The sequence below is a fragment of the Phyllobacterium lublinensis genome (assembly GCF_020164435.1).
Lineage (GTDB): Bacteria > Pseudomonadota > Alphaproteobacteria > Rhizobiales > Rhizobiaceae > Phyllobacterium > Phyllobacterium lublinensis.
Genome location: NZ_JAIUDQ010000004.1, coordinates 242,480 through 266,460, shown reverse-complemented (window position 1 = coordinate 266,460; position 23,981 = coordinate 242,480). Strand labels below are relative to the sequence as shown.

Genomic DNA, 23,981 nt, shown 5'->3' with positions numbered 1-23,981 from the left:
GGAAAAAAGATATGAACATAAAAAAAGAGCCGCAAAACATGGCGGCTCTCAGGAGTCTAACAGGGAGGCGTCAAACAAAGTGGCCAAACCACTTGGTAAGAATCCAGAAAACTGGATGATCAATTTATAGATTGTAATGCTTAACGATTGGTTAACGTCGACAATCAAGTTGATGACACTTCCCCTGCTCCTGTGTTCCGTTGCTTGGTCAGGTGGCTACTCGCCCGAAATCTCCCTGGCTCGCTTGCGGAGTTCGAACTTCTGAATCTTGCCCGTGGAGGTTTTCGGAATCGCTTCGAATCTCACATGCTTCGGACATTTGAATTTCGCCAGCAATGTCCGGCAATGGGCAATGAGTTCGTCTTCGCTGGCTTGATGACCAGGCTTCAGTTCCACGAACGCCAGCGGTGTTTCACCCCATTTGTCATCCGGCTGGGCCACCACGGCACAGGCACTGACCGCGGGAAACTTGTAGAGAGCGTCCTCGACTTCAATGGATGAAATGTTCTCGCCGCCTGAAATGATGATGTCCTTCGACCGGTCCTTGAGCTGGATATAGCCATCCGGATGCATCACGCCGAGATCGCCGGAGTGAAACCAGCCTCCGGCAAAAGCCTCATCGCTGGCTTGACGGTTCTTGAGATAGCCCTTCATCACGATATTACCCCGAAACATCACCTCGCCGATCGTTTCGCCATCGGCAGGGACGGGCCGCATCGTTTCGGGGTCGAGAACCGCAAGGTCGTCCAGTGCTACATAGCGCACACCCTGACGTGCCTTCATGGCGGTCCGCGACGATGTCTCAAGCTCGTCCCATTCATTTTGCCATTCATTGACCACGGCAGGTCCGTAGGTCTCGGTAAGACCGTAAAGATGAGTGACGGCGAACCCCGCTCCCGCCATGCCGGCAAGGATTGATTCCGGTGGCGGAGCGGCCGCCGTGTTGAATGTCACCATTTGCGGGAATGCCCGCTTGTCGGCCTCCGGTGCGTTGATCAGAGTCGACATGACCACCGGAGCGCCGCACAGATGTGTAACACCATGATCGGCAATCGCGTCATAGATCTGCTTTGCTCTGACCCAGCGCAGGCAGACATGCGTGCCGAATTGCAATGCCAGCGTCCAAGGAAAACACCAGCCATTGCAATGGAACATCGGCAGTGTCCACAGATAGACCGGATAGCGCCCCATCCCGGATGCAATGATATTGCCATAGCCCATCAGTGCCGCGCCGCGGTGATGATAGACGACCCCTTTGGGATTGCCCGTTGTGCCGGACGTATAGTTGAGCGTGATTGCGTCCCATTCATCATCAGGCATGGACCACGCATAGTCCGGGTCACCGGACTCGACGAACGTGCCATAGTCGAGTTCGCCTATGCGCTCTCCCTGCGCATAGGGCGCGTCGGCGGGATATTGATCATCCACGAAATCGATGATCTTTGGCTGTACCCTGGCGAGCTTCAACGCTTTGCGGAACACAGCTGAAAACTCTGTATCGACGATTGCCAGCTTGGTTTCAGCATGATCGAGTTGAAACGCAATGACGGCCGGATCGAGTCGTGTGTTCAACGAATGCAGGATTGCCTTCGTCATCGGGACGCCAAAATGCGCCTCCAGCATGGGAGGGGTATTCGACAGCATTACACTGACGGTGTCGCCCTTTCCAATGCCCTGCCCGGCAAGTGCCGATGCGAGCTGGCAAGCTCGCCGGTAGAAAGTCCCGTAATCGATGCAGTACGAGCCGTGAATGATCGCTGTCCGGTTGGGGTAAACCCGGGCCGCTCGCTCAAGATAGGAGAGCGGTGTCAACGGTTGGTAATTTGCCGGTGAACGCTCCAGATCGTGGTCGAAGATTCCACCCATGCACGCCTCCAAACGCGATAGGTGCCAAGTTTAGACCATACGAACGAAGTGAAGCCACCGATTTTTTGAACCACAATCAAAAGCCCGCACGGGGCGGGCTCTCGTCAATCTCTGCAGCTTTCAGGAAACGACGGCTCTCGTTGCCGGTTTCATGTTTGGTGTCGCAACAGGTCGGCCAGTAAGCACGGGTTTGGGCTTCGTTGCCTGTACAGGGCGGCCCCAACCGATGCGCGGCAACCATTCAAGATAATAAGCCAAGGCGAACTGCGCCATTATTCCGCTGGCGATCAGCAACGTATCATCCAGAAGACCGCCAGGGTTCATCACCTTTACCACCTGAGCCACCATGGCAAGGATTGTGCCTGCCACGAAGACTGGCAGAGAGTGCTTGCCGAGTAGCGCCAGCGGGTGGTCAACAGACGTGCGCGCAAGGTTCGAGATGGCCGGAACCGACGCGATCACATAGGCAAGCGCCAACACATGGGCAAGCCGTGTCAGCGACAGGAAAGTCTTATCGAACCCGGTCACGACCATTGGCAAGCCAAGCGATGTATCCACACCCCAGAGCGGCCAGCGAACCCAAACCAGCGCCGTGAGGATGTAGGCGACGCAGAGGCCGAACAGATACTTGTTGAAGACAATACTGCCGCCCCGCCGCACGTGCATGATGCCGGCGATACCGATCACGAAAAGAAACTGCCAGGACAACGGATTGAGGAACCACACACCGCCAGTGGGATAGTTCGGTGGGGCAATCTGGTAGATGCCTGAGACCAGCCACAGGATAGCCGAAACCGCCACCATGGCCGGAATACTGAAGCTGGCGATCAGCAGAAACGCCGGCAACATCAGCAGCAAGACGCCATACATGGAAAGAATATTGTTATAGCCAAGTTGATGACCCATCGTGGCAAGCCCGATAAAGGCCTTGGCCGGCTCATCGACAAGGGGACCGATATTGATAAAGGACATGAAATCGGGGCGTTTCAGATAGATCCCCGCTGCACAGAAGATCGCCAAGGTTGCGATCGTTGTCAGTATATGGGTGCAATAGAGCGTGGCAGCTCTGCGCCAAGCCTTCAGCGTCATCAGGAACCGGGCACCGCTTTCAAATTTGGAACCATATGCGAGCCCGACCGCAATACCGGAAATCAAGACAAAGGCCTCGGCCGAATCCGAAAATCCGAAATTCTTGTGGGTCAAGTTCTCATAAACCGTTCCCGGAATATGATTGATGAAGATCGTTAGAAGCGCCAGGGCTCGAAAAACATCGATACGGGTATCCCGCTGTTTCAGCTCAGTCTGTGTCATAGCGTTCACCGATATCCTGTCATGCTAATTCAGTATCGCCCCGGCCTCTATGGGGAGCGACTCGCTTGGGCGGTAGTGGATTGGTAATGTTGACATAGGGCAAAAGTTGCGTTTCGCCCGATCAACTTTCGTTGAAAATTATAACAGGCTGAGGATGCCGTCGTAGGTAAGCTTCAATCCCATCAGCAGGATCATGCCATACATGAACGGATAAAAAACCTCGGCTCGCATGCGTTTCACGATCCAGGCCCCGGCAAAAGTTGCCAACGGAGCGAGTGGTACGAGGACAGCCGACGCCTTCAAATTGGCGGTATCGAACTGACCGAGAGCAAAATACGGAATGACCTTCACAGCATTGATGATGGCAAAGAAAATAACGCTGGTTCCGTTATAGACTCTGGGATCCTGACGCAGTGGCAAGGCGTACACCTGGTAGGGCGGCCCTCCCGCATGGGCGACGAAACTTGTGAAGCCGGCGATGGTAGACCAAAAGGTCGCCGCCCCCGCATTGTGCGGTTGAGCATATGCACGCTTGGCCGCACTCGCGAACGCATACCTTGCAAAGAATATGATGGCTATGACACCTACGATCAGCTTCACCATGTCATCGGTAACAATGGAGGCTGTGAGCCATCCTATACCGACTCCCAGCAATCCCCCGGGCAACATCAGCTGCAGCGTTTTCGCATCACGGTATCCGCGCCACGACCAGAGACTTGCCACATCCATGATGATCAGGATCGGCAGCATGATTGCTGCGGCCTGAACGGGCGGCATGACCAGCGCCATCAGTGGAACGCCAACCTGGCCCATTGCGCCACCGAGTCCGCCCTTGGACAGCCCGATCAGAATAGTAGCTGGAACGGCGGCAGCGTAGAACCATGGGTTCATCAAGAGATCAGGCATGGCGGGAAAATCCGGCAGGAGGGGCTGCAATGGTTTAGACCCGCTCGCGGCAATTGAAAAATGCTTTTTGGAATTATGCCCCGATTTGATACACAAAGCGTCAAGCACGTAAGGAGAAAACACGGGCCACAGGAAGGGCTGTTCAAAACACCCGCCATCCTCTATGCCCGAATTCCATCACGATTACGCATTCTATAGAGAACGATTGTAAGGTTGCAGCCATGAACACCCATCCGACACCCCAACGCTGCCGCATCGTTCTGATTGCGCCTCCTGCCGCCAGCGCGGACCAACTTGCCAGACGCCTTGCCGACGCGTTATCGGGGGGCGATGTCGCGTCGGTTTTGGTGCCAGGCTACGATGCGGATGAAAACCTGTTTCAGGCCATCGCCGAGGCGGCCGTCCCGGTCATCCAGAAAGCAGGCGCTGCGGCGATAATCGTCGGAAATACGCAGATTGCCGGCCGGGTGAAAGCGGATGGCCTGCATTTCGAGGGAGCGGTGGCAGATGTCGCCGGCAATGTCGAACGTTTTTCGCCGAAAATGATCGTCGGCACCGGCAATATCAAGAATCGCCACACTGCGCTGGAAATTGGCGAAGCCCAGCCCGACTACGTGCTTTTCGGCAAAATTGGCGCAGACACGAAGCCTGAGGCGCACCCACGCAACCTTGAGCTTGCCGATTGGTGGGCGTCAATGGTTGAAATCCCTTGCATCGTGCAGGCAGGCAACTCGCTTGAAAGCATCCCCGACGCAGCTATGACGGGGGCTGAATTCATCGCTCTCGGTGCCGCGGTATTCGATGCAGAGGATACAGCCGCGGCTGTTAGGGAAGCCAACAGGCTTCTTGATGAGCACGCACCGCGATTTGAGGAATAGAGGTCAGCAGAGGTTAATGGCAGTATTTCCTGGAAATCAACGGTCCCTACTGGCAGCGATGCTGGTGGTCTTGCCGCTTGCAGCGTCGGCGGCGTTTGCCCAGACCACCGAAGCACCGGCCACTGCCGAGCCGGTAAAACCATCAACGTCCCCATCTCCTTCCTCAGCGGCAAAATCGGAATCGTCGGAGACCACGGCAAAGCAGGACAAGCCAAAGGCGCCGGGCGACCCCGCGCTCGAGGCGGTGAACCCGACACGGTTCGGCAAGGCGCCCGCTGACGAAGCCTTCGGTGCGTACCAGCGGGGCCTCTACAAAACGGCTTATAATCTCGCTTTGCCGCGCGCCGAAGCTGGTGATGGTGCTGCCCAGATTCTGCTTGCCGAAATATTGGCCCGTGGTCTTGGAACCCCGATCAACATGACGGAATCGGCAAAATGGTATGGCAAAGCCGCTGAACAGGGAATTCCGGAGGCGCAGTTCCGATATGCGGCGATCCTGCTTCAAGGTCGGTACGCTCCGAAGGATCCCAAGAAGGCCAAGGAACTGACGAAGGCCGCGGCCGAAGCCGGGAATGCCGCTGCGCAATTCAACTTTGGGCAACTGCTCATGCAGGAGCAGCCGGGGCCTGGCGGTGTTGAAAATGCCTATCCCTGGTTCCTGAAGTCAGCTGAGCAGGGGTTGCCCGACGGCGAATATGCTGTCAGCCAGGTGCTCGCCAACGGCACGCCAACCATTCCTCGTGACATGGCCAAGGCGAGGCTTTACCTCATCAAGGCCGCCGTCAAAGGCTATGATACGGCCCAACTTGACCTTGGCAGCTGGCTTGTTGCCGGGCTCGGGGGGCCTCACGAATACAAGTCCGGCTTTGGATGGATGTTGCGCGCTGCAACCGGCGGGAATGTTGCGGCGCAAGCCCGGCTTGCCAAGCTATATCGTGATGGCATCGGCGTGGAAGGAGACTCGATCAAGGCTGCCGCCTGGTACATCGTCGCCAAGCGTGCGGGGTTGAACGATCCGGATCTCGACTCGTTCATGGATGGACTCGATGACGACCAGAAGCAGGCGGCAATCGCCGAGGCGAACAAGCTGCAGTGAGCGATCCTTCAATCTCGCTCGTTGACTGATTGGGCAAGCGCGACGTAGCGTTCCGTCATAATGAACAATGACCAAGGGATGGAACTGAAAAATGCCGCTGATAAACCGGGCTCATGAAATGCAGCACCACGTGGCAGAATGGCGCCGGCACCTGCACGAGAATCCAGAAATTCTCTATGATGTGCACCAGACCGCTGCCTTCGTTGCGGACAAGCTCCGCGAATTCGGCTGCGACAGCATCGAGACAGGCTTGGGGCAGACCGGAGTGGTCGGTCTTGTACGTGGTCGCCATGGGGACGGTCCGGTCATCGGCTTTCGTGCCGACATGGACGCCCTTCCCATGACCGAGGCCAGCGGCAGGCCCTGGGCCTCCAAAACACCAGGCAAGATGCATGCCTGCGGTCACGATGGTCATACAGCCATGTTGCTTGGAGCGGCTCAGTACCTCGCAGAAACCCGCAATTTCAAAGGTACGATTGCGCTCATCTTCCAACCTGCCGAAGAAGGGGGTGCCGGCGCACGCGCAATGATCGACGATGGCCTGATGGAGCGCTTCGCAATCAGCGAAGTTTACGGCATGCACAATGCGCCGGGGCTTCCGGTGGGCCAGTTCGCGACACGCAAGGGTTCGATAATGGCGGCAACCAACGAGTTCGAGATCACGGTCACGGGTCGCGGCGGTCACGCCGCCGAGCCACATACTGCGGTCGACCCGGTGGTGATTTCGGCCCACATCATCCTTGCGCTCCAATCGATTGTTTCGCGTGAGACGGACCCCCTCAAGGCGTTGGTCGTTTCGGTGACGCAGTTGAATGGCGGCGATGCCACCAATGTGATCCCCGATGTCATCAAGCTTGGCGGCACCGTCCGTACCCTTATGCCGGAGATCAGGGAATTCGCACAAACGCGGCTGACGGATATTGTCAGGTCGACCGCCGCCGTCTTCGGTGGCAAGGCGGATGTGATTTACCATGAGGGCTATCCGGTAACGTTCAATCATGATCGTGAAACGGACTTCGCCGTCAGGATCGCCCAAACGATTGTTGGCGAAGCTGCCGTTAACACGAACATGCCGCCCGTGATGGGCGCCGAGGATTTTTCCTATATGCTTGAGAGCCGCCCCGGTGCCTTTGTTTTTCTTGGCAATGGCGATACACCTGGTCTCCACAATTCGGCCTATGATTTTAATGACGACGCCATCCCTTACGGGATCAGCTATTGGGTTTCGCTTGCGGAAACTGCCCTTGCTGCATGACGTTCAGCGTCGCTTGCACGGAGATGGCGCAAGCTTGTTTTTGCGCTTTCTCTTGCCTATCGCGCGAATTTGTGGTCTTGGAGGCGCCAATATTGGCCACGCCGTGAAAATCGGCGCCAATTTTCCAACTCCAATCCGGATAGACAAATGAAAATCAACGGTAACGAAATCCGTCCAGGCAATGTGATCGAGCACGATGGCAGTCTTTGGGTCGCCGTCAAGACCAACGCCGTAAAGCCAGGCAAGGGCGGCGCTTACAATCAGGTTGAGCTGAAGAACCTTCTCAATGGTACAAAGCTCAATGAGCGCTTCAGGGCCGCCGAGACCGTAGAGAAGGTCCGCCTCGAACAGAAGGATTTCTCCTTCCTTTACGAACAGGGCGAAGCGCTCATTTTCATGGACACAGACAGCTATGAACAGCTCGAACTGCAGAAGGATTTCGTCGGCGACCGCTCTGCGTTCCTGCAGGATGGCATGATGGTCACGGTCGAGCTTTATGACGAACGGCCAATCGGCATTTCGCTCCCTGATCAGGTCACTTTGGCGATCACCGAAGCGGACCCCGTCGTCAAGGGCCAGACAGCCGCATCGTCCTACAAGCCGGCCCTGCTCGAAAACGGCATTCGCGTTCTGGTTCCGCCGTTCATTTCGTCGGGCGAGCGTATCGTCGTTGATACCAACGAGCTGACCTACATTCGCCGCGCCGACTAAGCGGTCCCGGGGCGCCGTCTTCTGGCGCCCGCAATTTGATACTGACGGAGAAATAACCCGAAATGGCGCGTTCAGCTATTCTCAATGTAATGGTGCAGGCAGCCATGAAGGCTGGCCGCTCGCTAGCGCGCGATTTCGGCGAAGTTCAGAACCTGCAGGTATCTCTCAAGGGCCCCGGTGACTATGTCAGCCAAGCCGACAAGAAGGCCGAGGAGATCGTCTATACGGAACTGCATCGCGCTCGTCCGGACTACAGTTTTCTGATGGAAGAATCGGGCGCGATCGAAGGTGCTGACGGTCAGCACCGTTGGTTGGTCGATCCGTTGGATGGCACAACCAATTTCCTGCACGGTATACCGATCTTCGGCGTTTCGATTGCGCTCGAGCGTCAGGGCCAGATCGTCGCCGGAGTGATCTTCAACCCCGCCATGGATGAGCTCTACACGGCCGAACGCGGTGGCGGTGCATTCCTCAATGACCGCCGCCTGCGCGTTGCCGGTCGCTCAAAGCTGGTGGATGCCGTTATCGGTACGGGCGTGCCTCATCTCGGGCGCGGACATCATGGCAATTATCTCGTCGAACTGCGCAATGTCATGGGCGAGGTTTCCGGTGTGCGCCGCATGGGCGCCGCAGCGCTCGACCTTGCCTATGTAGCGGCTGGCCGCCTCGACGGCTTCTGGGAAACGGGCCTCTCGCCATGGGATATCGGCGCTGGCATCATCTTGGTCCGCGAAGCGGGCGGCTTCGTCACAGACCTTGATGGAAGCCAGGATGTTGTCGAGAGCAAGACTGTCGTAGCCGGCAATGAGGCTATCCAGCGTGCGCTGTTGAAAACCCTCAAGAAGCCCATCTGATCATTGGATCTTCTGGTGCGGCCAATGGTGAAACGGACGAGGCCCCTCGGTGCGCGCCACTGTCGAGGGCCCTTTCACCAACCGGCAGTTGTCACGCCAAGAACAAATTCAACCGTTGCCCCATTGCACTTCCATTTTCCCCATGATTTCGGCTAGGGTCGCAAAACCGATTTGGGTAATGCGGAGACGATGCAATGGCTGATTTCAGTTCGACCCGCCAGGGTATGGACGGCGATGATTATGATCCTTACCGGCTCTCCAGCCCACGGTTCGTGCTCCTATCCATGGCGATCTTCCTCGCAATAGTCGCATTTCTGGCCGCCATACTCTACCGTCAGATCCAGGGCTTTTTCGTTACCAATCCGGGGCTCAACGGGCTGATTCTCGGTGTGCTGACTGTGGGTATCCTTCTCGGGTTCGGACAGGTCATCCGCCTCTTTCCAGAAGTTCGCTGGGTGAATTCGTTCCGCCAGGGCAACAATGATCCCAATGCGCGCCCGGTGATGCTCGCTCCCATGCGCGCATTGATCGGGCGGCGCCAGTCCATGGCGCTCTCGACCACTGCGATGCGGTCGATGCTCGATTCCATCGCTTCACGGCTTGATGAAACCCGCGACATTTCTCGATATCTGATCGGCCTTCTGGTGTTTCTCGGTCTGCTTGGAACCTTCTGGGGTCTCCTGGAAACCATCGGCTCCATTGGCCAGACGATCCAGTCACTCGATCCGCGGGCCGGAGATGCCAATAGCGTTCTCGACTCGCTGAAGGCGGGCTTGCAGTCTCCGCTCCGTGGCATGGGAACGGCGTTTTCATCATCACTCTTCGGTCTGTCCGGCTCATTGATACTGGGCTTTCTCGATTTGCAGGCTGGCCGAGCACAGAATCGCTTTTATACCGAGCTGGAAAACTGGCTTTCCAGCGTTACGGACCTTGGCTCCGACCTGCATGCGCTGGATGCCGCCAGCAGCGGTACATCCGACGAGTTGAGAGCCCTGTCGGAACGCCTTCAGAATATCCAGGAAACGGGCGGCTCCAGCCAACGCACCACAGCTGCCCTGGCAAGCCTGGCGGAAGGCATTCAGGGCCTGGTGAAGAACATGCGATCCGAGCAGCAAATGATGCGCGATTGGGTGGAAAAGCAGGCCGATGAGCAGAAGTCCATGCGGCAGACGCTGGCCAAGCTGGGAGATGCCATCGCCCGTGACAAGGCCAATTAACCATGGCCCTTGTTCGCAATCGCAAGGCTATCCGACACGTCGACTATTGGCCGGGTTTTGTCGACGCTTTATCCACCCTGCTGCTGTCGATCATGTTCCTGTTGTCGGTTTTCGTGCTGGCACAGTTCCTCCTGAGCCAGGAAATCACCGGCAAGGATGCAGTTCTCAATCGTCTCAACTCGCAGATCAACGAACTCACGCAGCTGCTGTCGCTCGAGCAAGGCAACAAGCAGGATCTTGAAGATACGATCGCCAACCTTCAGGCATCGCTGACAAATGCGCAGAATGAGCAATCCCGCTTGCAGTCATTGCTGTCCGAGGGCACCGGTGCTGGTGCCGCCGCCGAAGGCAAGATTAATGAACTGTCCACCGGGCTGGAAAATGAAAAGCAGATCAGCGCCCGTGCACTGTCGCAGGTTGAAATTCTCAACCAGCAGATCATGGCTCTGCGCAAGCAGATCGGCGCTCTGGAAGACGCGCTTAATGCCTCTGAATCGCGGGATAAGGAATCCAATGCCAAGATTGCCGACCTCGGCAAGCGATTGAATGTTGCCTTGGCGCAGCGCGTACAGGAACTCAACCGATACAGGTCGGACTTCTTCGGTCGCCTGCGCGAAATTCTCTCGGATCGTGAGAATATCCGCATTGTCGGCGACCGCTTCGTATTTCAGTCCGAGGTGCTTTTTCCATCGGGCACAGCGGTCTTGAACGAAGCTGGTTCCGAAGAGATGAAAAAGCTCGCCATAGCCTTGATCGAGCTCCAAAAGGAAATTCCCGATGAGATAAACTGGGTCTTGCGCGTCGATGGTCATACCGACAATGTCGCGCTATCCGGAACCGGCCAGTTCAAGGACAATTGGGAGCTTTCCTCGGCACGTGCGATCTCGGTCGTCAAGTTCCTGATTGCCAATGGCGTTCCCTCAAACCGCCTCGTCGCTGCAGGTTTTGGGGAGTTCCAGCCGCTCGAACCCGGCGACACGCCCGAGGTCAGGGCGCGCAACCGGCGCATTGAGTTGAAACTGACGGAGCGCTGAGTCCGGAGCAAGCTCTGTCCGTCTACGTGTAAATCAGTGCCACCAGGGCCAGCAATGCGGGAACAGCCTGGACATAAAGGATTTTCCGGCTGACTGTCAGTGCACCGAATACCCCGGCGACTATGACACAGCCGAGGAAGAAGGCCTTGATCGCAAAGCCCGCCTCGCCGAGCCAGAGGCCCCAGACCAATCCGGCAACCAGAAAGCCATTGTAAAGCCCCTGATTCATGGCGAGAGCCTTGGATGCAGACGCGAATTCAGGTGTCAACATGAAGGTTCTCCGGCCCAGCGGCTTATCCCAGGCGATCATTTCCAGGTAAACGAAATAGAGGTGAAGCAGCGCTACCAAACCCGTCAGAACATTCGCAATCATGACCCTTCCCCCAACTATGGCCGAAGCAAAAGCAATGGAAGATTTGGACGCGAGTGCACAGAGAATTTATTCGGCAGCCCGCTTGAAAGCATGCGCACCCGCTTCAAACTGCAGCTTGGCAAGGCTGGCATAGATACCGTTCTTCTTGACAAGAGTCTGGTGCGTGCCTTCCTCGACGATCCGGCCATCTTCCATGACCAGGATGCGGTCGGCGCGCAGCACGGTCGCAAGCCGATGAGCGATCACCAGGGTGGTCCTGCCCTGCATCAAATGATCCAACGCCTTTTGGACCAACATCTCACTTTCAGCGTCGAGGGCGGACGTCGCCTCATCAAGCAAGAGGATAGGTGCATCGCGCAGGATGGCGCGGGCAATGGCAATGCGCTGGCGCTGTCCACCGGATAACGTGACGCCGCGCTCGCCCACCTGTGTGCTGTAACCGTGGTCCAGCGCCATTATGAAATCATGTGCGAGCGCTGCCTTGGCAGCAGCTTCGATCTGCGCATCGCTTGCGCCGGGCCGGCCAAACCCGATATTGTCGCGAACGCTGGCAGCAAAAATGGTCGTGTCCTGCGGAACGATGGCAGTGAGTGACCTTACATCAGAGGGATCGGCCTGACGAAGGTCAATGCCGTCCATCTGGACTTGGCCGGAGACTGGGTCGTAATAGCGCAACAGCAGCGAAAACACCGTACTCTTGCCAGCACCGGAGGGGCCGACGATTGCGACAGTCTCGCCGGGTCGGACCGTGAAATCGAGCCCTTTCAATGCGGGCGCATCGGGCCGTGTCGGGTAATTGAACCGCACGTCGTCGAAACGCACGGACCCGATAGCCGGTTGGGGCAATGCAATGGGATTGGCCGGGGCGGTAATGGCGGGGACTTCGGCGAGTATCTCCATCAGTCGCTCCGCCGCGCCCGAGGCCTGGCTGAGTTCGCCCCAAACCTCTGACAACGCTCCCAGCGCACCCGCTGCAAACACCGAATAAAGCAAGAACTGGCCGAGCGTTCCCGGCGACATGGCACCGGAAAGAACATCACGCGATCCGAACCAAAGCACTGCGACCACGCTGGAGAAGATCATGAAGATCGCGAAAGCCGTGAGGATAGCCCTCGCCTTTATGGAGTATCTCGCCGCAAGAAAGGCATCGTCAACTGATTGAGCAAACCGTTCCGTCGCCAGCCCCTCATTGGTGAAGGCCTGCAGCGTGCGCACCGAGACGATGGCTTCGCTTGCATAGGCGGTCGCATGCGCGAGCGTATCCTGCGCAGCGCGGGAGCGGCGCCGGACCGAACGTCCAAATGCAACCAATGGGACGATGATCACGGGTATGGCCGCGATTACGAGCCCCGATAGTTTGGGACTCGTGACGATCATCATCACTATCGCACCGAATGCGAGTATGAGATTGCGCAATGCAACCGATGCGGTCGCGCCTACTGCCGACTTGATCTGCGTCGTATCCGCTGTCAGCCGCGAGACGATCTCGCCCGATTGGGTACCGTCGAAGAATGCTGGCGAAAGCCTTGTCAGATGGCTGAAAACATCCCGGCGCAGATCCGAGACAATTCTCTCGCCCAGCGTAATGACGAAATAGTAACGGCCGGCAGAGGCAATGGCGAGCAGCGCGGCAAGCAGAACCAGCATGCCGAAGTAATTATTGATGAACGCCCCGTTTGTTTCGCTAAACCCGTTGTCTATCATTCTGCGAACCGCGAGCGGCAGCATCAGCGTCGTCCCGGCCGCAAGGATCAGGGAAACCATTGCCCCGCCGATCATTCCCCTATAGCGGGACATATATGGGAAGATGCGGCGCAGCGGCTTCAACGAGCGCCGCTTCCTTTCCGCTTCTTCGATCGCCATATCGGCCATGGTTCCTGTCTTCCTCACATCGCTTTGCGACTTTGCGGCCAGACGGCCTTGTTATTGCTTGAAGGCTGATGTATAGGCTCGCCAACAGTTTTGGAAGCCCACGCCCCTGTGACGTTTGGCTTCATCTCTACCAATCGGCTCCCGACCGGCATACCACATCATTCGTGGCTCTGGTTTTGTGCCCTCTAGTTTAGGACAATATAGATGAAAGCCAATATTCATCCCGACTACCACACCATCAAAGTCGTCATGACCGATGGCACCGAGTATTTGACCCGCTCCACCTGGGGCAAGGATGGCGATACGATGAACCTCGATATCGACCCCTCCACCCATCCGGCATGGACCGGTGGCTCTCAGCAGCTGACCGACCGCGGTGGCCGCGTGTCGAAGTTCAAGAGCCGCTTCGCCAATCTCGGTATATAAGACCGACGGCAAACAGGATTTCAGAGCGGCCCCGTTCATACGGGGCCGTTTTTGTTTGTTCAAATATTGCCGTTCGCAGCGTCAGGAATCTGCGGCTTGTTTGACAAGCTGCTGATTCGCCAATAGCTTTTTCCCACGCTTATCTGCATCCAAGGGAGGGAAAAACCCGATGACCGACGTGACTTCAGGTAGCAAGGCGACAGTGATCGAGCCAAGTCTTCATCGGGTGATGGGCCCGTGGCTCCTGCTTCTCTTCATCGTGGGCGACATTCTTGGCACCGGCATCTACGCCCTCACCGGGCAAGTGGCGAAACAGGTTGGCGGCGTCGTATGGCTACCGTTTCTCGTGGCTTTCGTCGTGGCAGTCGTCACGGCATTCAGTTATCTTGAATTGGTCACCAAATATCCCAAGGCAGCCGGCGCCGCGCTTTACACGCACAAGGCATTCGGCATCCATTTCATTACATTCATCGTCGCCTTCACAGTGATGTGCTCTGGCATCACATCCGCATCGACTGCGTCCCGCGCCTTTGCAGCTAATCTGTCCGGGGCGTTCCAGCTCAACCTTGAAGCCGGCATTGGAATCTCGCTCGTCGCCCTCGCCTTCATGGCCATTGTTGCTGCCGTGAATTTTAGGGGCGTAGGCGAAAGCGTGAAGGCCAATGTTGTCCTGACTGTAGTCGAACTCACCGGTCTGCTGATTATCATCTTCATCGGGCTTTGGGCCATTTTTGGCGGCCAAGGCGATGTATCGCGTGTTACCCAATTCGCCACATCCCCTGATTCCAGTGTATTCTGGTCCGTCATGGCGGCGACCACGCTCGCCTTCTTTGCGATGGTTGGTTTCGAGGATTCGGTCAACATGGCCGAGGAATGCAAGAACCCGTCGGGCATTTTCCCGAGGGTTCTGCTCGCCGGCCTGTTCATCACTGGCGCGATCTATGTACTGGTATCGATATCGGCGATCACCTTGGTCGCTCCTGCTGACCTTGGACAGGGCGAGACGCCCTTGCTCAAGGTTGTTCAGGCCGGCGCCCCCAATTTTCCGTTATGGATATTCGGCTTCATCACCATGTTTGCGGTGGCAAACAGCGCTTTGATAAACATGTTGATGGCAAGCCGCCTGGTCTATGGCATGAGCCGCGAACATGTTCTTCCACCCGTGTTCGGCAAGGTGCATCCAACCCGCCGCACGCCCTATCTGGCAATTGCCTTCACGACATTCCTTGCATTCTGCCTGATCATGTTTGTCGGCGAGGTGCCCGCGCTTGGCGGCACAACAGCGCTGCTGTTGTTGTTCGTCTTCACAATCGTCAACATAGCCGTACTCGTGCTACGCCGGGAACCGGTCGACCACGAACATTTCCGGACTCCGACATTCCTGCCCGTACTCGGAGCAATTTCCTGCGCCTTCTTTGCAGGGCCGTGGACCGGACGGGATCCCGTTCAGTACAAGATTGCTGGAATCCTGATCGGCATCGGTGTCGTTTTGTGGGTGGTCACCATTTTGATCAACCGCGCCACCGGCGTCGCTCCTGCCGAGCCCGATATGGAGGCCATTGGCGGCGACGGTCCCGTGAACTGAGCATAAAATACAAATCCCGCCAGACGTTCTCGGCTGGCGGGATTTGACAAGCTTGGCATTGATCGACGGGATCAGGCGGCGCTCAGCTTGGCCAGTACTTCGTCGCTGACTTCAAAGTTCGCATAAACGTTCTGGACATCGTCGTCATCATCGAGTGTCGAGATCAGGCGCAGCACCGACTGAGCCTTCTCCTCGTCGACCGGAGCGGTCGTCTGGGGCTTCCAGATCGCCTTGATCGATTCCGCTTCGCCAAGAACGCCCTCCAGAGCCTTGGAAACGTCGCCGATATCTTCGAATGCACACAGGATGACATGGCCATCCTCATCGCTCGCAACATCATCGGCACCAGCCTCGATGGCCGCTTCCATGACCTTGTCCGCGCTCCCCGCTTCCGGCTTGTAAGTGATTTCCCCGACCCGGTTGAACATGAAGCCTACCGATCCGGTTTCACCCATGGCACCACCGGCCTTTGTGAAAGCCGCCCGCACATTGGATGCAGTCCGGTTGCGATTGTCCGTCAAGGCTTCGACGATGACGGCAACGCCGCCCGGGCCATAGCCTTCATAACGCACTTCTTCGTAGTTATCGGCATCGCCGCCTGCGGCCTTCTTGATCGCCCGCTCGATATTGTCCTTGGGCATCGACTGCGCTCTGGCATTTTGAACGGCCAGGCGAAGTCGCGGGTTCATCGCCGGATCAGGCAATCCCTGCTTGGCGGCAACGGTAATTTCGCGCCCGAGCTTGGAGAAGATTTTCGACCGAACGGCGTCCTGGCGCCCTTTACGGTGCATGATGTTCTTGAATTGTGAATGGCCTGCCATGGCACCCCTGCGAGCTTAGTATGGTTGCTGATGCCCCGCGACAGGGCCCAGCAATATATGGCTGCGGGCGGCCTGGCGGCGACATTCTGGAATGGCGACCTTATAGGTAAAAACCAGCGTCTCGTCCAGCCGACATACGTTTTTAGCTGTCACAGTATTTTCAGGATAGCTTGAGGCGGGTATCGCGATAGCCGGTTTTTGAAACCGTTGAACAGAGTTCGAACCACTCACACCCCGTGCACGCGGTCCGCGTCCTGCCATTCTGGAAAGCCGCCCGTAGCTGGTCGAGCATTTTGCCATCGAGATGGACGCGCTCGCCCGGCTCAAGAGAGCGTCGGAGCATGCGACCAACATCTTGCCTGGCCTTTGCATCCCGTTCAATGACGCTGTCTCGAAGGCAGTGGGGTTCAACTGTGGAAAGGAGCGGCTGGCATATTTCGTCGGGCCCCTCCTGGATCAAGATATCTTCGCCCTCCACCAGCCGCGCAATGACCTTGTCGTAATTGTCGGTAAAGGCCGGAGTATAACCTTTGCCGACATAGGTCAGCATGCACAGCAGGTGGTGCGGGCGAAGTCTTATCGTCAAGTGAGCCGGACCATGATTCCGGAGCGGCGCAGAAGTTCTATCGTTGCCGCCGCCAGCGCCGACTTCAGCACGCCGCCAACGATGAATGGTGCCACGCCAAAGGTCCAGGCTTTCTCAGCACCGATCAGGCCAGCGAGCCATGACGCACCGAGTGCAAGGCACAGCGCGTTGCCAAGAAGCATGACCCCGAAGGAAAGGAACGGGTTGCGGGTCATGCCGCGCTCGGCCAGCAGACCAACAAAAGCGGCTACGACTGGAAACGCAAAGAGGTACCCCGCGGTTGGTCCGGCAAAATGGGCCAGTCCACCGGCTCCACCAGCAAGCACGGGGAATCCAACCATTGCTTCTGCGAGCCAGGCCATGACTGTCAGTCCGCCGAGACGCCAGCCATATAGCGCGCCAACCATGGTCACCGCGAATGTCTGCATGGTCACAGGCACCGGATACATGGGGACTTCGATCCATGAGCTGACGGCAAGAAACGCGGTGCCGATCAAGACCGCCAACGTCTTGTACACAAGCGAGCGATCGGCCAGTTTCAGGGGCACGAAGGCGCCGGAGGATATGGGGTGATTCATTGAAGAAAGTCCTTATGCCAATGTTGATTACTTTGCGCCCTGCGCCTTCTTTTTTCTATGCCGAGACAGCATGTTGAGCGCCTCGACAAGTGCAGAGAACCCCATCGCCGCATAGATGTAGCCTCTCGGCACATGGAAGCCAAACCCATCGGCAATCAGCGTCATGCCGATCATCAAGAGAAAGCCTAGAGCCAGCATAACGATGGTTGGATTGGCGGCGATGAATTTCGACAGCGGTTCAGCCGCGAGCAGCATGACTGTCACTGCAGCCAGAACGGCGATCACCATGATTGCTATCTCATCGGTCATGCCAACCGCGGTAATGATCGAGTCCACCGAAAACACCAGGTCGAGGATAAGAATCTGCGTAATTGCCGCCCCCATCGTCAAGGTGACGGTCTTGCCGATAACGTCGTCCTTGGCGTCCTCATGATCCACTGTATGATGGATTTCCTTCGTCGCCTTCCAAACCAGGAAGAGGCCGCCCGCTATCAAAATCAGGTCGCGCCACGAGAAACCATGATCGAATGCTTCGAACACGGGCTCGGTCAGCTGCACGATGATCGAAATGGTGAACAGCAAGGTCAGGCGCAGAATGAGCGCTGCGCTGATGCCGAGGCGACGGGCACGCGCCTGATGTTCCTTCGGCAGTTTGTTGGTGAGGATGGAAATGAAGATGAGGTTGTCGATGCCGAGCACCACTTCCATCACGACAAGGGTGACGAGGGCGATAAGGCCGGCTGGCTCAAAGATGAAATCGAAATGGGAGAGAAGCGCTTCCATGGGGGTCGTTCCTATGTTGGCCCGGATGGTGCAAACCGAAGGCACGACTTAAAGGGCCGTGCCGTCGTCGGTCAACTCATTTCCAGAAGGATGGGATTGTTTCTTCAAGTCTTGGACCAAGCCGCAAAGGCGCGATCTTTTCAGCAAGCCCCGTGCGGTCGGAAATCTCGACACCGACGCCACAGATTGTCGCCTTGCCGGTTGCTGCCTCAAATCTGCCTTTCGGCACTTTTGAGAGAAAGCGATTGAGCGGCTCCTCCTTGTCCATTCCAAGGGAGGAATCATAATCGCCGCACATTCCCGCGTCCGACATATAGGCCGTGCCGCCGTTCAGGATCTGGGCATCGGCCGTAGGGACATGCGTATGGGTGCCGACGACAAAGCTGGCACGGCCGTCGACAAAATGGCCGAAACACTGCTTTTCGCTGGTAGCTTCGGCATGGAAGTCAAAGACGACTGCATCGGCCTGCTCACCCAGCGGGCATGCAGCCAGGATTTCCTCGGCGACAGTAAACGGATCATGCAGGTCCGGATGCATGAAAACCCGCCCCATGATGTTCGAAACAAGTACCCGGGCGCCGTTCTTGGCAAGAAAAACACCTGAACCTTTGCCCGCCGTACCAAGCGGAAAATTTGCGGGCCGCAGGAAGCGCTGTTCGCGGGCAGCAAAGATAAGCGCCTCGCGCTGATCCCACACGTGATTACCTGTCGTAACGACATCGGCCCCGGCGTTGATTGTATCGTGGAAGATTTCCTCGGTAATACCGAACCCCCCGGCCGCGTTCTCCCCATTGACGATGGTGAAGTCGAGTTTCAGATCGGATATGAGTCCCGGCAGTTGCTCGTAAACGGCCGTCCGGCCCGAGCGCCCAACCATGTCACCAAGAAAAAGTAATCTCACGCGCGCCTATCCTGATACCAAACTGCCGTACCCGAGCTTTCTGGGCGGGCCTGTATTGTTAAATGGCTTTATCGGTACTGCCAAACCGGCGCAAGCCGCTTTCCGTCAGGATAGCCTCCAGCGGCATGTCATGCGGCTCATCCGGAACAATTTCGACCTCCTGACAGTCGAATGCGACTCCAATAAGCCGCGGATTGACGCCTATCTCCAGCAGCCGGGAAATTGCCCGGTCATAATAACCTGCACCGTAACCTATGCGATGTCCGCGTGCGTCAAAAGCCGCAAGGGGCACGAGCATGAACGTCGGATCGAGGACCACCGCATCTTCCGGCGGCCCTGCCGTGCCAAAGCCCGTCTCGACCATCGGCGCTCCCCGCACCAGTTCGCGAAACAGAATGGTTTGCTTGTCCATGATCACCGGAAGACACAGCCGGGCGCCACGCTCGCGCAGCCCGAACAGCAATGGCCGCAAATCCACTTCCGATCGAATAGGCCAGAAGCCGGAGACAATCCCTCCGCTCTCGACCTCAAATGATGCCAGGCCGATTTCCGCGATCCTCATCGAGGCCTCGATCCGATATTCGGCGTCAAGGCCATCGCGACGGGCCAGCGCCCCGAGCCGCAGATGTTTCTTCAGGTCTTTGATTGGGGAATGGTGTTTCACAGTGGATCTCATGAGGCGCCGGCATTGCCAGCTCGGGATGAGCACGGAAATAAAAGTGGCGTCCACACAACCGATGGAGAAGTCGATCCCGGGTACCTACAAAGTAGGTGGGCGCCGTGTGAAGAAGCCCACGGGCCTCTTCAGTGACAGCTCCCTAAGGGATCATTAAGGCCCCGGGGAATAAGTCTCTCCTGTCGAGAAGCGCAGAGCGCCAAGACAAATATAGGACGGATGCCCGTGTTGCACCAGTGGCGTTGTCGGCTAATTTCATGCTCTTGCCCTTGTTTCGCTGCGCCCCTAATCTCGCCACATCACGAAAGGACCCACGATGCGGTTTGAAGGAACAGCGGCCTATGTCGCCGACAAGGATTTGATGGTCGCGGTCAATGCAGCGATCGCGCTGGAACGCCCGTTGCTCGTCAAGGGCGAGCCTGGAACCGGCAAGACAGAACTTGCGCGTCAGATTGCTGCGGCTCTCGACCTCGACCTGATCGAATGGAACGTCAAATCCACAACGAAGGCGCAACAGGGCCTTTACGAATATGACGCGGTCAGCCGCTTGCGGGATTCGCAACTCGGTGACGCGCGGTTCAACGACATCACCAACTACATAAAGCCTGGCAAGTTATGGGATGCCTTCACCGCGGACCGGAAAGTTGTCCTTCTGATCGATGAAATCGATAAGGCTGACATCGAATTTCCCAATGACCTGCTGCAGGAACTGGATCGCAACGAGTTCTATGTCTACGAGACCGGCGAGACCATCCGGGCGACCCATCGCCCCATTGTTGTCATTACGTCGAACAACGAAAAGGAATTGCCCGACGCTTTCCTGCGCCGTTGCTTCTTCCACTACATCAAGTTCCCCGACGTTCCCACCCTGACGAGAATTGTCGAGGTCCACTATCCTGGGATCAAGCAGAACCTTGTTCGTGCCGCCCTTACCCAGTTCTACGAGATTCGCGAGGTCCCGGGGCTGAAGAAGAAACCTTCCACGTCCGAGGCACTGGACTGGATCAGGTTGCTGGTCGCCGATGACATAGCCCCGGAAGACCTGCGTGCCGACCCTAAGAATGCTTTGCCCAAACTGCACGGAGCTTTATTGAAAAACGAGCAGGACGTGCATTTGTTCGAACGATTGGCCTTCATGGCGAGGAGACAAGGCTAGATGAGTGTTCGCATCCGTCCCCTGGAAAAGGCAGATGAAACCGATTGGCGCCGGCTGTGGACCGGCTATTTGACCTTCTATGAGACGAGCGTTCCCGAAGAGGTCTATCGGACAACCTTCGCCCGGCTGACTTCGGGTGCCGATCACGAGTATCGCGGTCTCATCGCGGAACTGGATGGCAGGCCCGTCGGCCTCACACACTATCTGTTTCATCGCCATTGCTGGAGCATCGAAGACGTCTGCTATCTGCAGGACCTTTTCGCCGATCCGGATGTACGTGGCAAAGGCATAGGCCGTGCCCTTATAGAAGCGGTGCATGCCGAAGCGGCCAAGGCAGGTGCCCACTCGGTCTACTGGACAACCAACCAGGAGAATACCACCGCACGCCAGCTTTACGACCGCGTCGCCAAGGTCACGCCGTTCATAAAATATGTGAAGACGATTTGAACAATGTTCCTGCCCTTCTTCCTTGAGCTCAAGGCGGCAAAAATTCCAGTTTCCCTAAGGGAATATCTGACGCTGCTTGAGGGCCTGGATGAGGGGCTCGTAACCTATGATGTCGAGGCCTTCTACTATCTGGCGCGATCCACGCTGGTGAAGGATGAACGTCACCTGGATCGCTTCGATCAGGTTTTCGGCCATTTCTTCAAGGGCATTGAGGTCCTCGGCGGTGAAGGCGGTATTGACGTAGCCGATCTTCCAGAGGAGTGGCTGCGGCGGCTGGCAGAGAAACACCTGACCGAGGAAGAAAAGAAGCTGATCGAAGCGCTGGGCGGTTTCGACAAGCTCATGGAGACCCTGCGTCAGCGACTTGAAGAACAGAAAGGCCGTCACCAGGGCGGATCGAAATGGATCGGCACCGCCGGCACCTCGCCTTTCGGCGCCTATGGCTACAATCCCGAAGGCGTGCGCATCGGCCAGGATGAAAGTCGCCACCGCAGGGCCGTGAAGGTTTGGGACAGGCGGGAATTCAAGAATTTCGATGACAGCGTCGAGCTTGGAACGCGCAACATCAAGGTTGCCTTGAAGCGGTTGCGCCGCTGGGTGCGGGAGGGAGCCGAGGAAGAGCTCGATTTGTCAGGAACCATCAGAGCTACGGCAGAGCATGGCTACCTTGATGTCCTGACCCGGCCCGAACGGCGCAACCATGTGAAGCTCCTCATGTTTTTCGATGTCGGTGGTTCGATGGACGAACATATCAAGATCGCAGAGGAACTTTTCTCGGCCGTGCGTTCCGAATTCAAGCACATGGAGTACTTTTATTTCCACAACTGCATCTATGAAAGCGTGTGGAGAGACAACCGGCGCCGTTATACCGAAAACATTCCCACATTGGATGTCATTCACAAATATGGCCCTGACTATAAGGTCATCTTTGTTGGCGATGCGGCGATGGCGCCTTACGAAGTCTCACATCCCGGTGGTTCGGTCGAGCACTGGAACGAGGAGTCCGGTACGGCTTGGCTCACGCGTGTCCTCGAACAGTGGAAGAATGCGGTCTGGCTCAATCCCACCAGGGAAGACTACTGGGATTACACCGCTTCAACAGCCATGATCCGCAAAATCTTCACGCAGCGCATGTATCCGCTTACCCTTTCAGGGATCGAGAACGCGACGCGGGAACTATCACACCGGCACTAGCCGAAAGAATAGCCAGCGCCGCGAACCGTGCGAATAGGGTCGATCGAGCGCCCGATATTGATCGCCTTGCGCAAGCGTCCGACATGGACATCGACCGTGCGGTCATCGACATAGATATCGGCGCCCCAGACATTGTCGAGGAGTTGACCGCGCGAAAACACCCGCCCGGGTGACTGCATGAGGAATTCCAGGAGACGAAATTCGGTCGGGCCCAGCTTGAGTTCGCGTTCCTTGCGGAATACCCGGTGCTGTTCGCGGTCGAGTTTCAGATCGCCGAAGCTCAGCACATGCGACAGGAGGCTTGGATTGACGCGTCGCAGCATGGCCTTGATGCGTGCGAGAAGTTCCGGAGTCGAGAACGGCTTGACCATATAATCGTCGGCACCGGTCGCGAGACCCCGCACCCGTTCGCTTTCTTCGCCGCGTGCCGTCAACATGATGATGGGCAGGATCTCTGTTTCGCGCCGGGCTCTCAGCCGGCGGCAGAGTTCGATACCGGACAGGCCGGGCAACATCCAGTCGAGGATGAGAAGATCGGGCACCTTTTCGCGCAGAGCAATTTCTGCTTCGTCACCGCGCGAAATCGTCTCAACAACATAGCCTTCAGCTTCAAGATTGTACCGGAGAAGAACGCTCAATGCTTCCTCGTCCTCAACAACGGTGATTTTGGGGGCTATCGCCATAATTCGTCTATCCTGGATTACGGTTGTCTGGCTTCATCGACAATGATGGTGTGGGTCTGGTCTTCCTTCGGCCGTTCTGTGGGGAGCTGTTCGCCGGTGACGATATAGTAGACCGTCTCGGCAATGTTGGTCGCATGGTCGCCAATGCGTTCGATGTTCTTGGCGCAGAACAGCAGGTGCGTACAGGCCGAGATATTGCGCGGATCCTCCATCATATAGGTCAGGAGTTCGCGGAACAGCGACGTATAAAGGGCATCGATTTCGTCATCGCGCTCACGCACGATATTGACCTGCTGGACAGAGCGCGTCGCATAGGCGTCGAGTACATCCTTCAGCTGGGTCAGAGCGAGCTCGGCAATCGTCTCCAGTCCACGATAGACTGAAATCGTCTGCCTGGTATCGGTCACGGCAACAACGCGCTTGGCGATATTCTTGCCGAGGTCGCCAATACGCTCGAGATCCGAGGATATGCGGATCGTACCGATGATCTCGCGAAGGTCGATCGCCATGGGCTGGCGCTTGCCGATTATGGTTATGGCCTTCTCATCGATTTCGCGCTGACCGGCGTCCAGGATCAGATCATCCGAAATAACCCGCTGCGCCAGGGCATTATCGGAATTGACCATGGCGGTAATGGACTGCTCAACCATGCGTTCTGCATGGCCGCCCATCTCGGCGATCTTGTGAGTTAGAAACTTCAGTTCATCGTCGTAGGAACGGACGGTGTGCTGCGATTGCAATTCGGTCATTTCTTTTCCTCGTTCCCTGGGTC

25 protein-coding genes and 1 other RNA gene are annotated in these 23,981 nt (G+C 57.0%); 12 read left to right on the top strand and 14 right to left on the bottom strand.

What is annotated here, in order from left to right; translation table 11 throughout:
- Positions 1 to 216: 216 nt before the first annotated feature.
- The 3 genes from K9U38_RS07720 to K9U38_RS07710 form a co-directional block, all read right to left on the bottom strand.
- Positions 217 to 1,866 carry an acyl-CoA synthetase gene (locus K9U38_RS07720; RefSeq protein ID WP_224493754.1) on the bottom strand — a complete coding sequence of 550 codons (1,650 nt, stop codon included), beginning with the start codon at positions 1,864 to 1,866 and terminating at the stop codon, positions 217 to 219.
- A gap of 120 nt (positions 1,867 to 1,986) precedes the next feature.
- Positions 1,987 to 3,177 (bottom strand): OpgC family protein, encoded by a 1,191-nt coding sequence (locus K9U38_RS07715; protein ID WP_224493753.1) that lies wholly within the window; start codon positions 3,175 to 3,177, stop codon positions 1,987 to 1,989.
- A 138-nt stretch (positions 3,178 to 3,315) separates the two neighbouring features.
- Entirely contained in the window at positions 3,316 to 4,083 is a 768-nt protein-coding gene (locus K9U38_RS07710; protein WP_224493752.1) for a sulfite exporter TauE/SafE family protein, read from the bottom strand.
- 221 nt (positions 4,084 to 4,304) lie between these two features.
- Here K9U38_RS07710 and K9U38_RS07705 point away from each other — a divergent pair, with 221 nt between their 5' ends.
- The 7 genes from K9U38_RS07705 (at position 4,305) to K9U38_RS07675 (ending at position 11,128) form a co-directional block, all read left to right on the top strand.
- On the top strand, positions 4,305 to 4,961 hold the full coding sequence (locus K9U38_RS07705; RefSeq protein ID WP_224493751.1) for a thiamine phosphate synthase: 657 nt from the start codon (positions 4,305 to 4,307) through the stop codon (positions 4,959 to 4,961).
- Positions 4,962 to 4,977: 16 nt separating this feature from the next.
- Positions 4,978 to 6,057 (top strand): tetratricopeptide repeat protein, encoded by a 1,080-nt coding sequence (locus tag K9U38_RS07700; protein ID WP_224493750.1) that lies wholly within the window; start codon positions 4,978 to 4,980, stop codon positions 6,055 to 6,057.
- Between the two features lie 91 nt (positions 6,058 to 6,148).
- Positions 6,149 to 7,312 carry a M20 aminoacylase family protein gene (locus K9U38_RS07695; protein WP_224493749.1) on the top strand — a complete coding sequence of 388 codons (1,164 nt, stop codon included), beginning with the start codon at positions 6,149 to 6,151 and terminating at the stop codon, positions 7,310 to 7,312.
- 147 nt (positions 7,313 to 7,459) lie between these two features.
- Complete coding sequence (gene efp, locus K9U38_RS07690) at positions 7,460 to 8,023, top strand: elongation factor P (RefSeq protein WP_224493748.1); 564 nt, start codon at positions 7,460 to 7,462, stop codon at positions 8,021 to 8,023.
- A 62-nt stretch (positions 8,024 to 8,085) separates the two neighbouring features.
- Complete coding sequence (locus K9U38_RS07685; protein ID WP_224493747.1) at positions 8,086 to 8,877, top strand: inositol monophosphatase family protein; 792 nt, start codon at positions 8,086 to 8,088, stop codon at positions 8,875 to 8,877.
- 194 nt (positions 8,878 to 9,071) lie between these two features.
- A complete protein-coding gene (locus tag K9U38_RS07680; protein WP_224493746.1) occupies positions 9,072 to 10,094 on the top strand; it encodes a MotA/TolQ/ExbB proton channel family protein in 1,023 nt (340 codons plus the stop codon).
- A gap of 2 nt (positions 10,095 to 10,096) precedes the next feature.
- Positions 10,097 to 11,128 (top strand): peptidoglycan -binding protein, encoded by a 1,032-nt coding sequence (locus tag K9U38_RS07675; protein ID WP_224493745.1) that lies wholly within the window; start codon positions 10,097 to 10,099, stop codon positions 11,126 to 11,128.
- Positions 11,129 to 11,150: 22 nt separating this feature from the next.
- On the opposite strand, the gene K9U38_RS07670 is transcribed toward K9U38_RS07675, so the two are convergent.
- Together K9U38_RS07670 and K9U38_RS07665 are read right to left on the bottom strand one after the other, a co-directional pair.
- Positions 11,151 to 11,501 (bottom strand): DUF1304 domain-containing protein, encoded by a 351-nt coding sequence (locus K9U38_RS07670; RefSeq protein WP_224493744.1) that lies wholly within the window; start codon positions 11,499 to 11,501, stop codon positions 11,151 to 11,153.
- Between the two features lie 66 nt (positions 11,502 to 11,567).
- A complete protein-coding gene (locus tag K9U38_RS07665; RefSeq protein WP_224493743.1) occupies positions 11,568 to 13,373 on the bottom strand; it encodes an ABC transporter transmembrane domain-containing protein in 1,806 nt (601 codons plus the stop codon).
- Positions 13,374 to 13,577: 204 nt separating this feature from the next.
- Between K9U38_RS07665 and rpmE the strand changes: the two genes are divergently transcribed.
- A complete protein-coding gene (rpmE, locus tag K9U38_RS07660) occupies positions 13,578 to 13,799 on the top strand; it encodes a 50S ribosomal protein L31 (RefSeq protein WP_224493742.1) in 222 nt (73 codons plus the stop codon).
- A gap of 169 nt (positions 13,800 to 13,968) precedes the next feature.
- On the top strand, positions 13,969 to 15,384 hold the full coding sequence (locus tag K9U38_RS07655) for an APC family permease (protein WP_224493741.1): 1,416 nt from the start codon (positions 13,969 to 13,971) through the stop codon (positions 15,382 to 15,384).
- A gap of 71 nt (positions 15,385 to 15,455) precedes the next feature.
- Here the strand turns inward: K9U38_RS07655 and K9U38_RS07650 are convergent, their stop codons facing one another.
- The 7 genes from K9U38_RS07650 to ssrS all read right to left on the bottom strand — a co-directional run bounded on the left by K9U38_RS07650 (position 15,456) and on the right by ssrS (position 19,930).
- Positions 15,456 to 16,205 carry a YebC/PmpR family DNA-binding transcriptional regulator gene (locus K9U38_RS07650; protein ID WP_224493740.1) on the bottom strand — a complete coding sequence of 250 codons (750 nt, stop codon included), beginning with the start codon at positions 16,203 to 16,205 and terminating at the stop codon, positions 15,456 to 15,458.
- A 160-nt stretch (positions 16,206 to 16,365) separates the two neighbouring features.
- Entirely contained in the window at positions 16,366 to 16,791 is a 426-nt protein-coding gene (locus K9U38_RS07645) for a DUF1284 domain-containing protein (protein WP_224493739.1), read from the bottom strand.
- Entirely contained in the window at positions 16,788 to 17,369 is a 582-nt protein-coding gene (locus K9U38_RS07640; protein ID WP_224493738.1) for a biotin transporter BioY, read from the bottom strand. The genes K9U38_RS07645 and K9U38_RS07640 overlap by 4 nt, the downstream gene beginning before the upstream one ends.
- 27 nt (positions 17,370 to 17,396) lie before the next feature.
- The gene (locus K9U38_RS07635) at positions 17,397 to 18,152 is read right to left on the bottom strand and encodes a TerC family protein (RefSeq protein ID WP_224493737.1); all 756 of its coding nucleotides are present in this window, start codon (positions 18,150 to 18,152) and stop codon (positions 17,397 to 17,399) included.
- Between the two features lie 76 nt (positions 18,153 to 18,228).
- On the bottom strand, positions 18,229 to 19,053 hold the full coding sequence (locus K9U38_RS07630; RefSeq protein ID WP_224493736.1) for a TIGR00282 family metallophosphoesterase: 825 nt from the start codon (positions 19,051 to 19,053) through the stop codon (positions 18,229 to 18,231).
- Positions 19,054 to 19,111: 58 nt separating this feature from the next.
- Positions 19,112 to 19,717, bottom strand: coding sequence for a 5-formyltetrahydrofolate cyclo-ligase (locus tag K9U38_RS07625; RefSeq protein WP_224493735.1), 606 nt, complete (start codon positions 19,715 to 19,717; stop codon positions 19,112 to 19,114).
- 56 nt (positions 19,718 to 19,773) lie between these two features.
- Positions 19,774 to 19,930, bottom strand: a non-coding RNA gene (gene ssrS / locus K9U38_RS07620) — 6S RNA.
- A gap of 115 nt (positions 19,931 to 20,045) precedes the next feature.
- On the opposite strand from ssrS, the gene K9U38_RS07615 reads away from it, so the two are divergent.
- The 3 genes from K9U38_RS07615 to K9U38_RS07605 are packed head-to-tail and all read left to right on the top strand — an operon-like array spanning position 20,046 to position 22,526.
- Complete coding sequence (locus K9U38_RS07615) at positions 20,046 to 20,885, top strand: AAA family ATPase (protein ID WP_224493734.1); 840 nt, start codon at positions 20,046 to 20,048, stop codon at positions 20,883 to 20,885.
- A complete protein-coding gene (locus K9U38_RS07610) occupies positions 20,886 to 21,332 on the top strand; it encodes a GNAT family N-acetyltransferase (RefSeq protein ID WP_224493733.1) in 447 nt (148 codons plus the stop codon).
- Positions 21,333 to 21,335: 3 nt separating this feature from the next.
- Positions 21,336 to 22,526 (top strand): vWA domain-containing protein, encoded by a 1,191-nt coding sequence (locus K9U38_RS07605; protein ID WP_224493732.1) that lies wholly within the window; start codon positions 21,336 to 21,338, stop codon positions 22,524 to 22,526.
- On the opposite strand, the gene phoB is transcribed toward K9U38_RS07605, so the two are convergent.
- Together phoB and phoU are read right to left on the bottom strand one after the other, a co-directional pair.
- Complete coding sequence (phoB, locus tag K9U38_RS07600) at positions 22,523 to 23,209, bottom strand: phosphate regulon transcriptional regulator PhoB (RefSeq protein ID WP_224493731.1); 687 nt, start codon at positions 23,207 to 23,209, stop codon at positions 22,523 to 22,525. The genes K9U38_RS07605 and phoB overlap by 4 nt on opposite strands.
- A gap of 17 nt (positions 23,210 to 23,226) precedes the next feature.
- Positions 23,227 to 23,949, bottom strand: coding sequence for a phosphate signaling complex protein PhoU (phoU, locus tag K9U38_RS07595; protein WP_224493830.1), 723 nt, complete (start codon positions 23,947 to 23,949; stop codon positions 23,227 to 23,229).
- Positions 23,950 to 23,981: the final 32 nt, after the last annotated feature.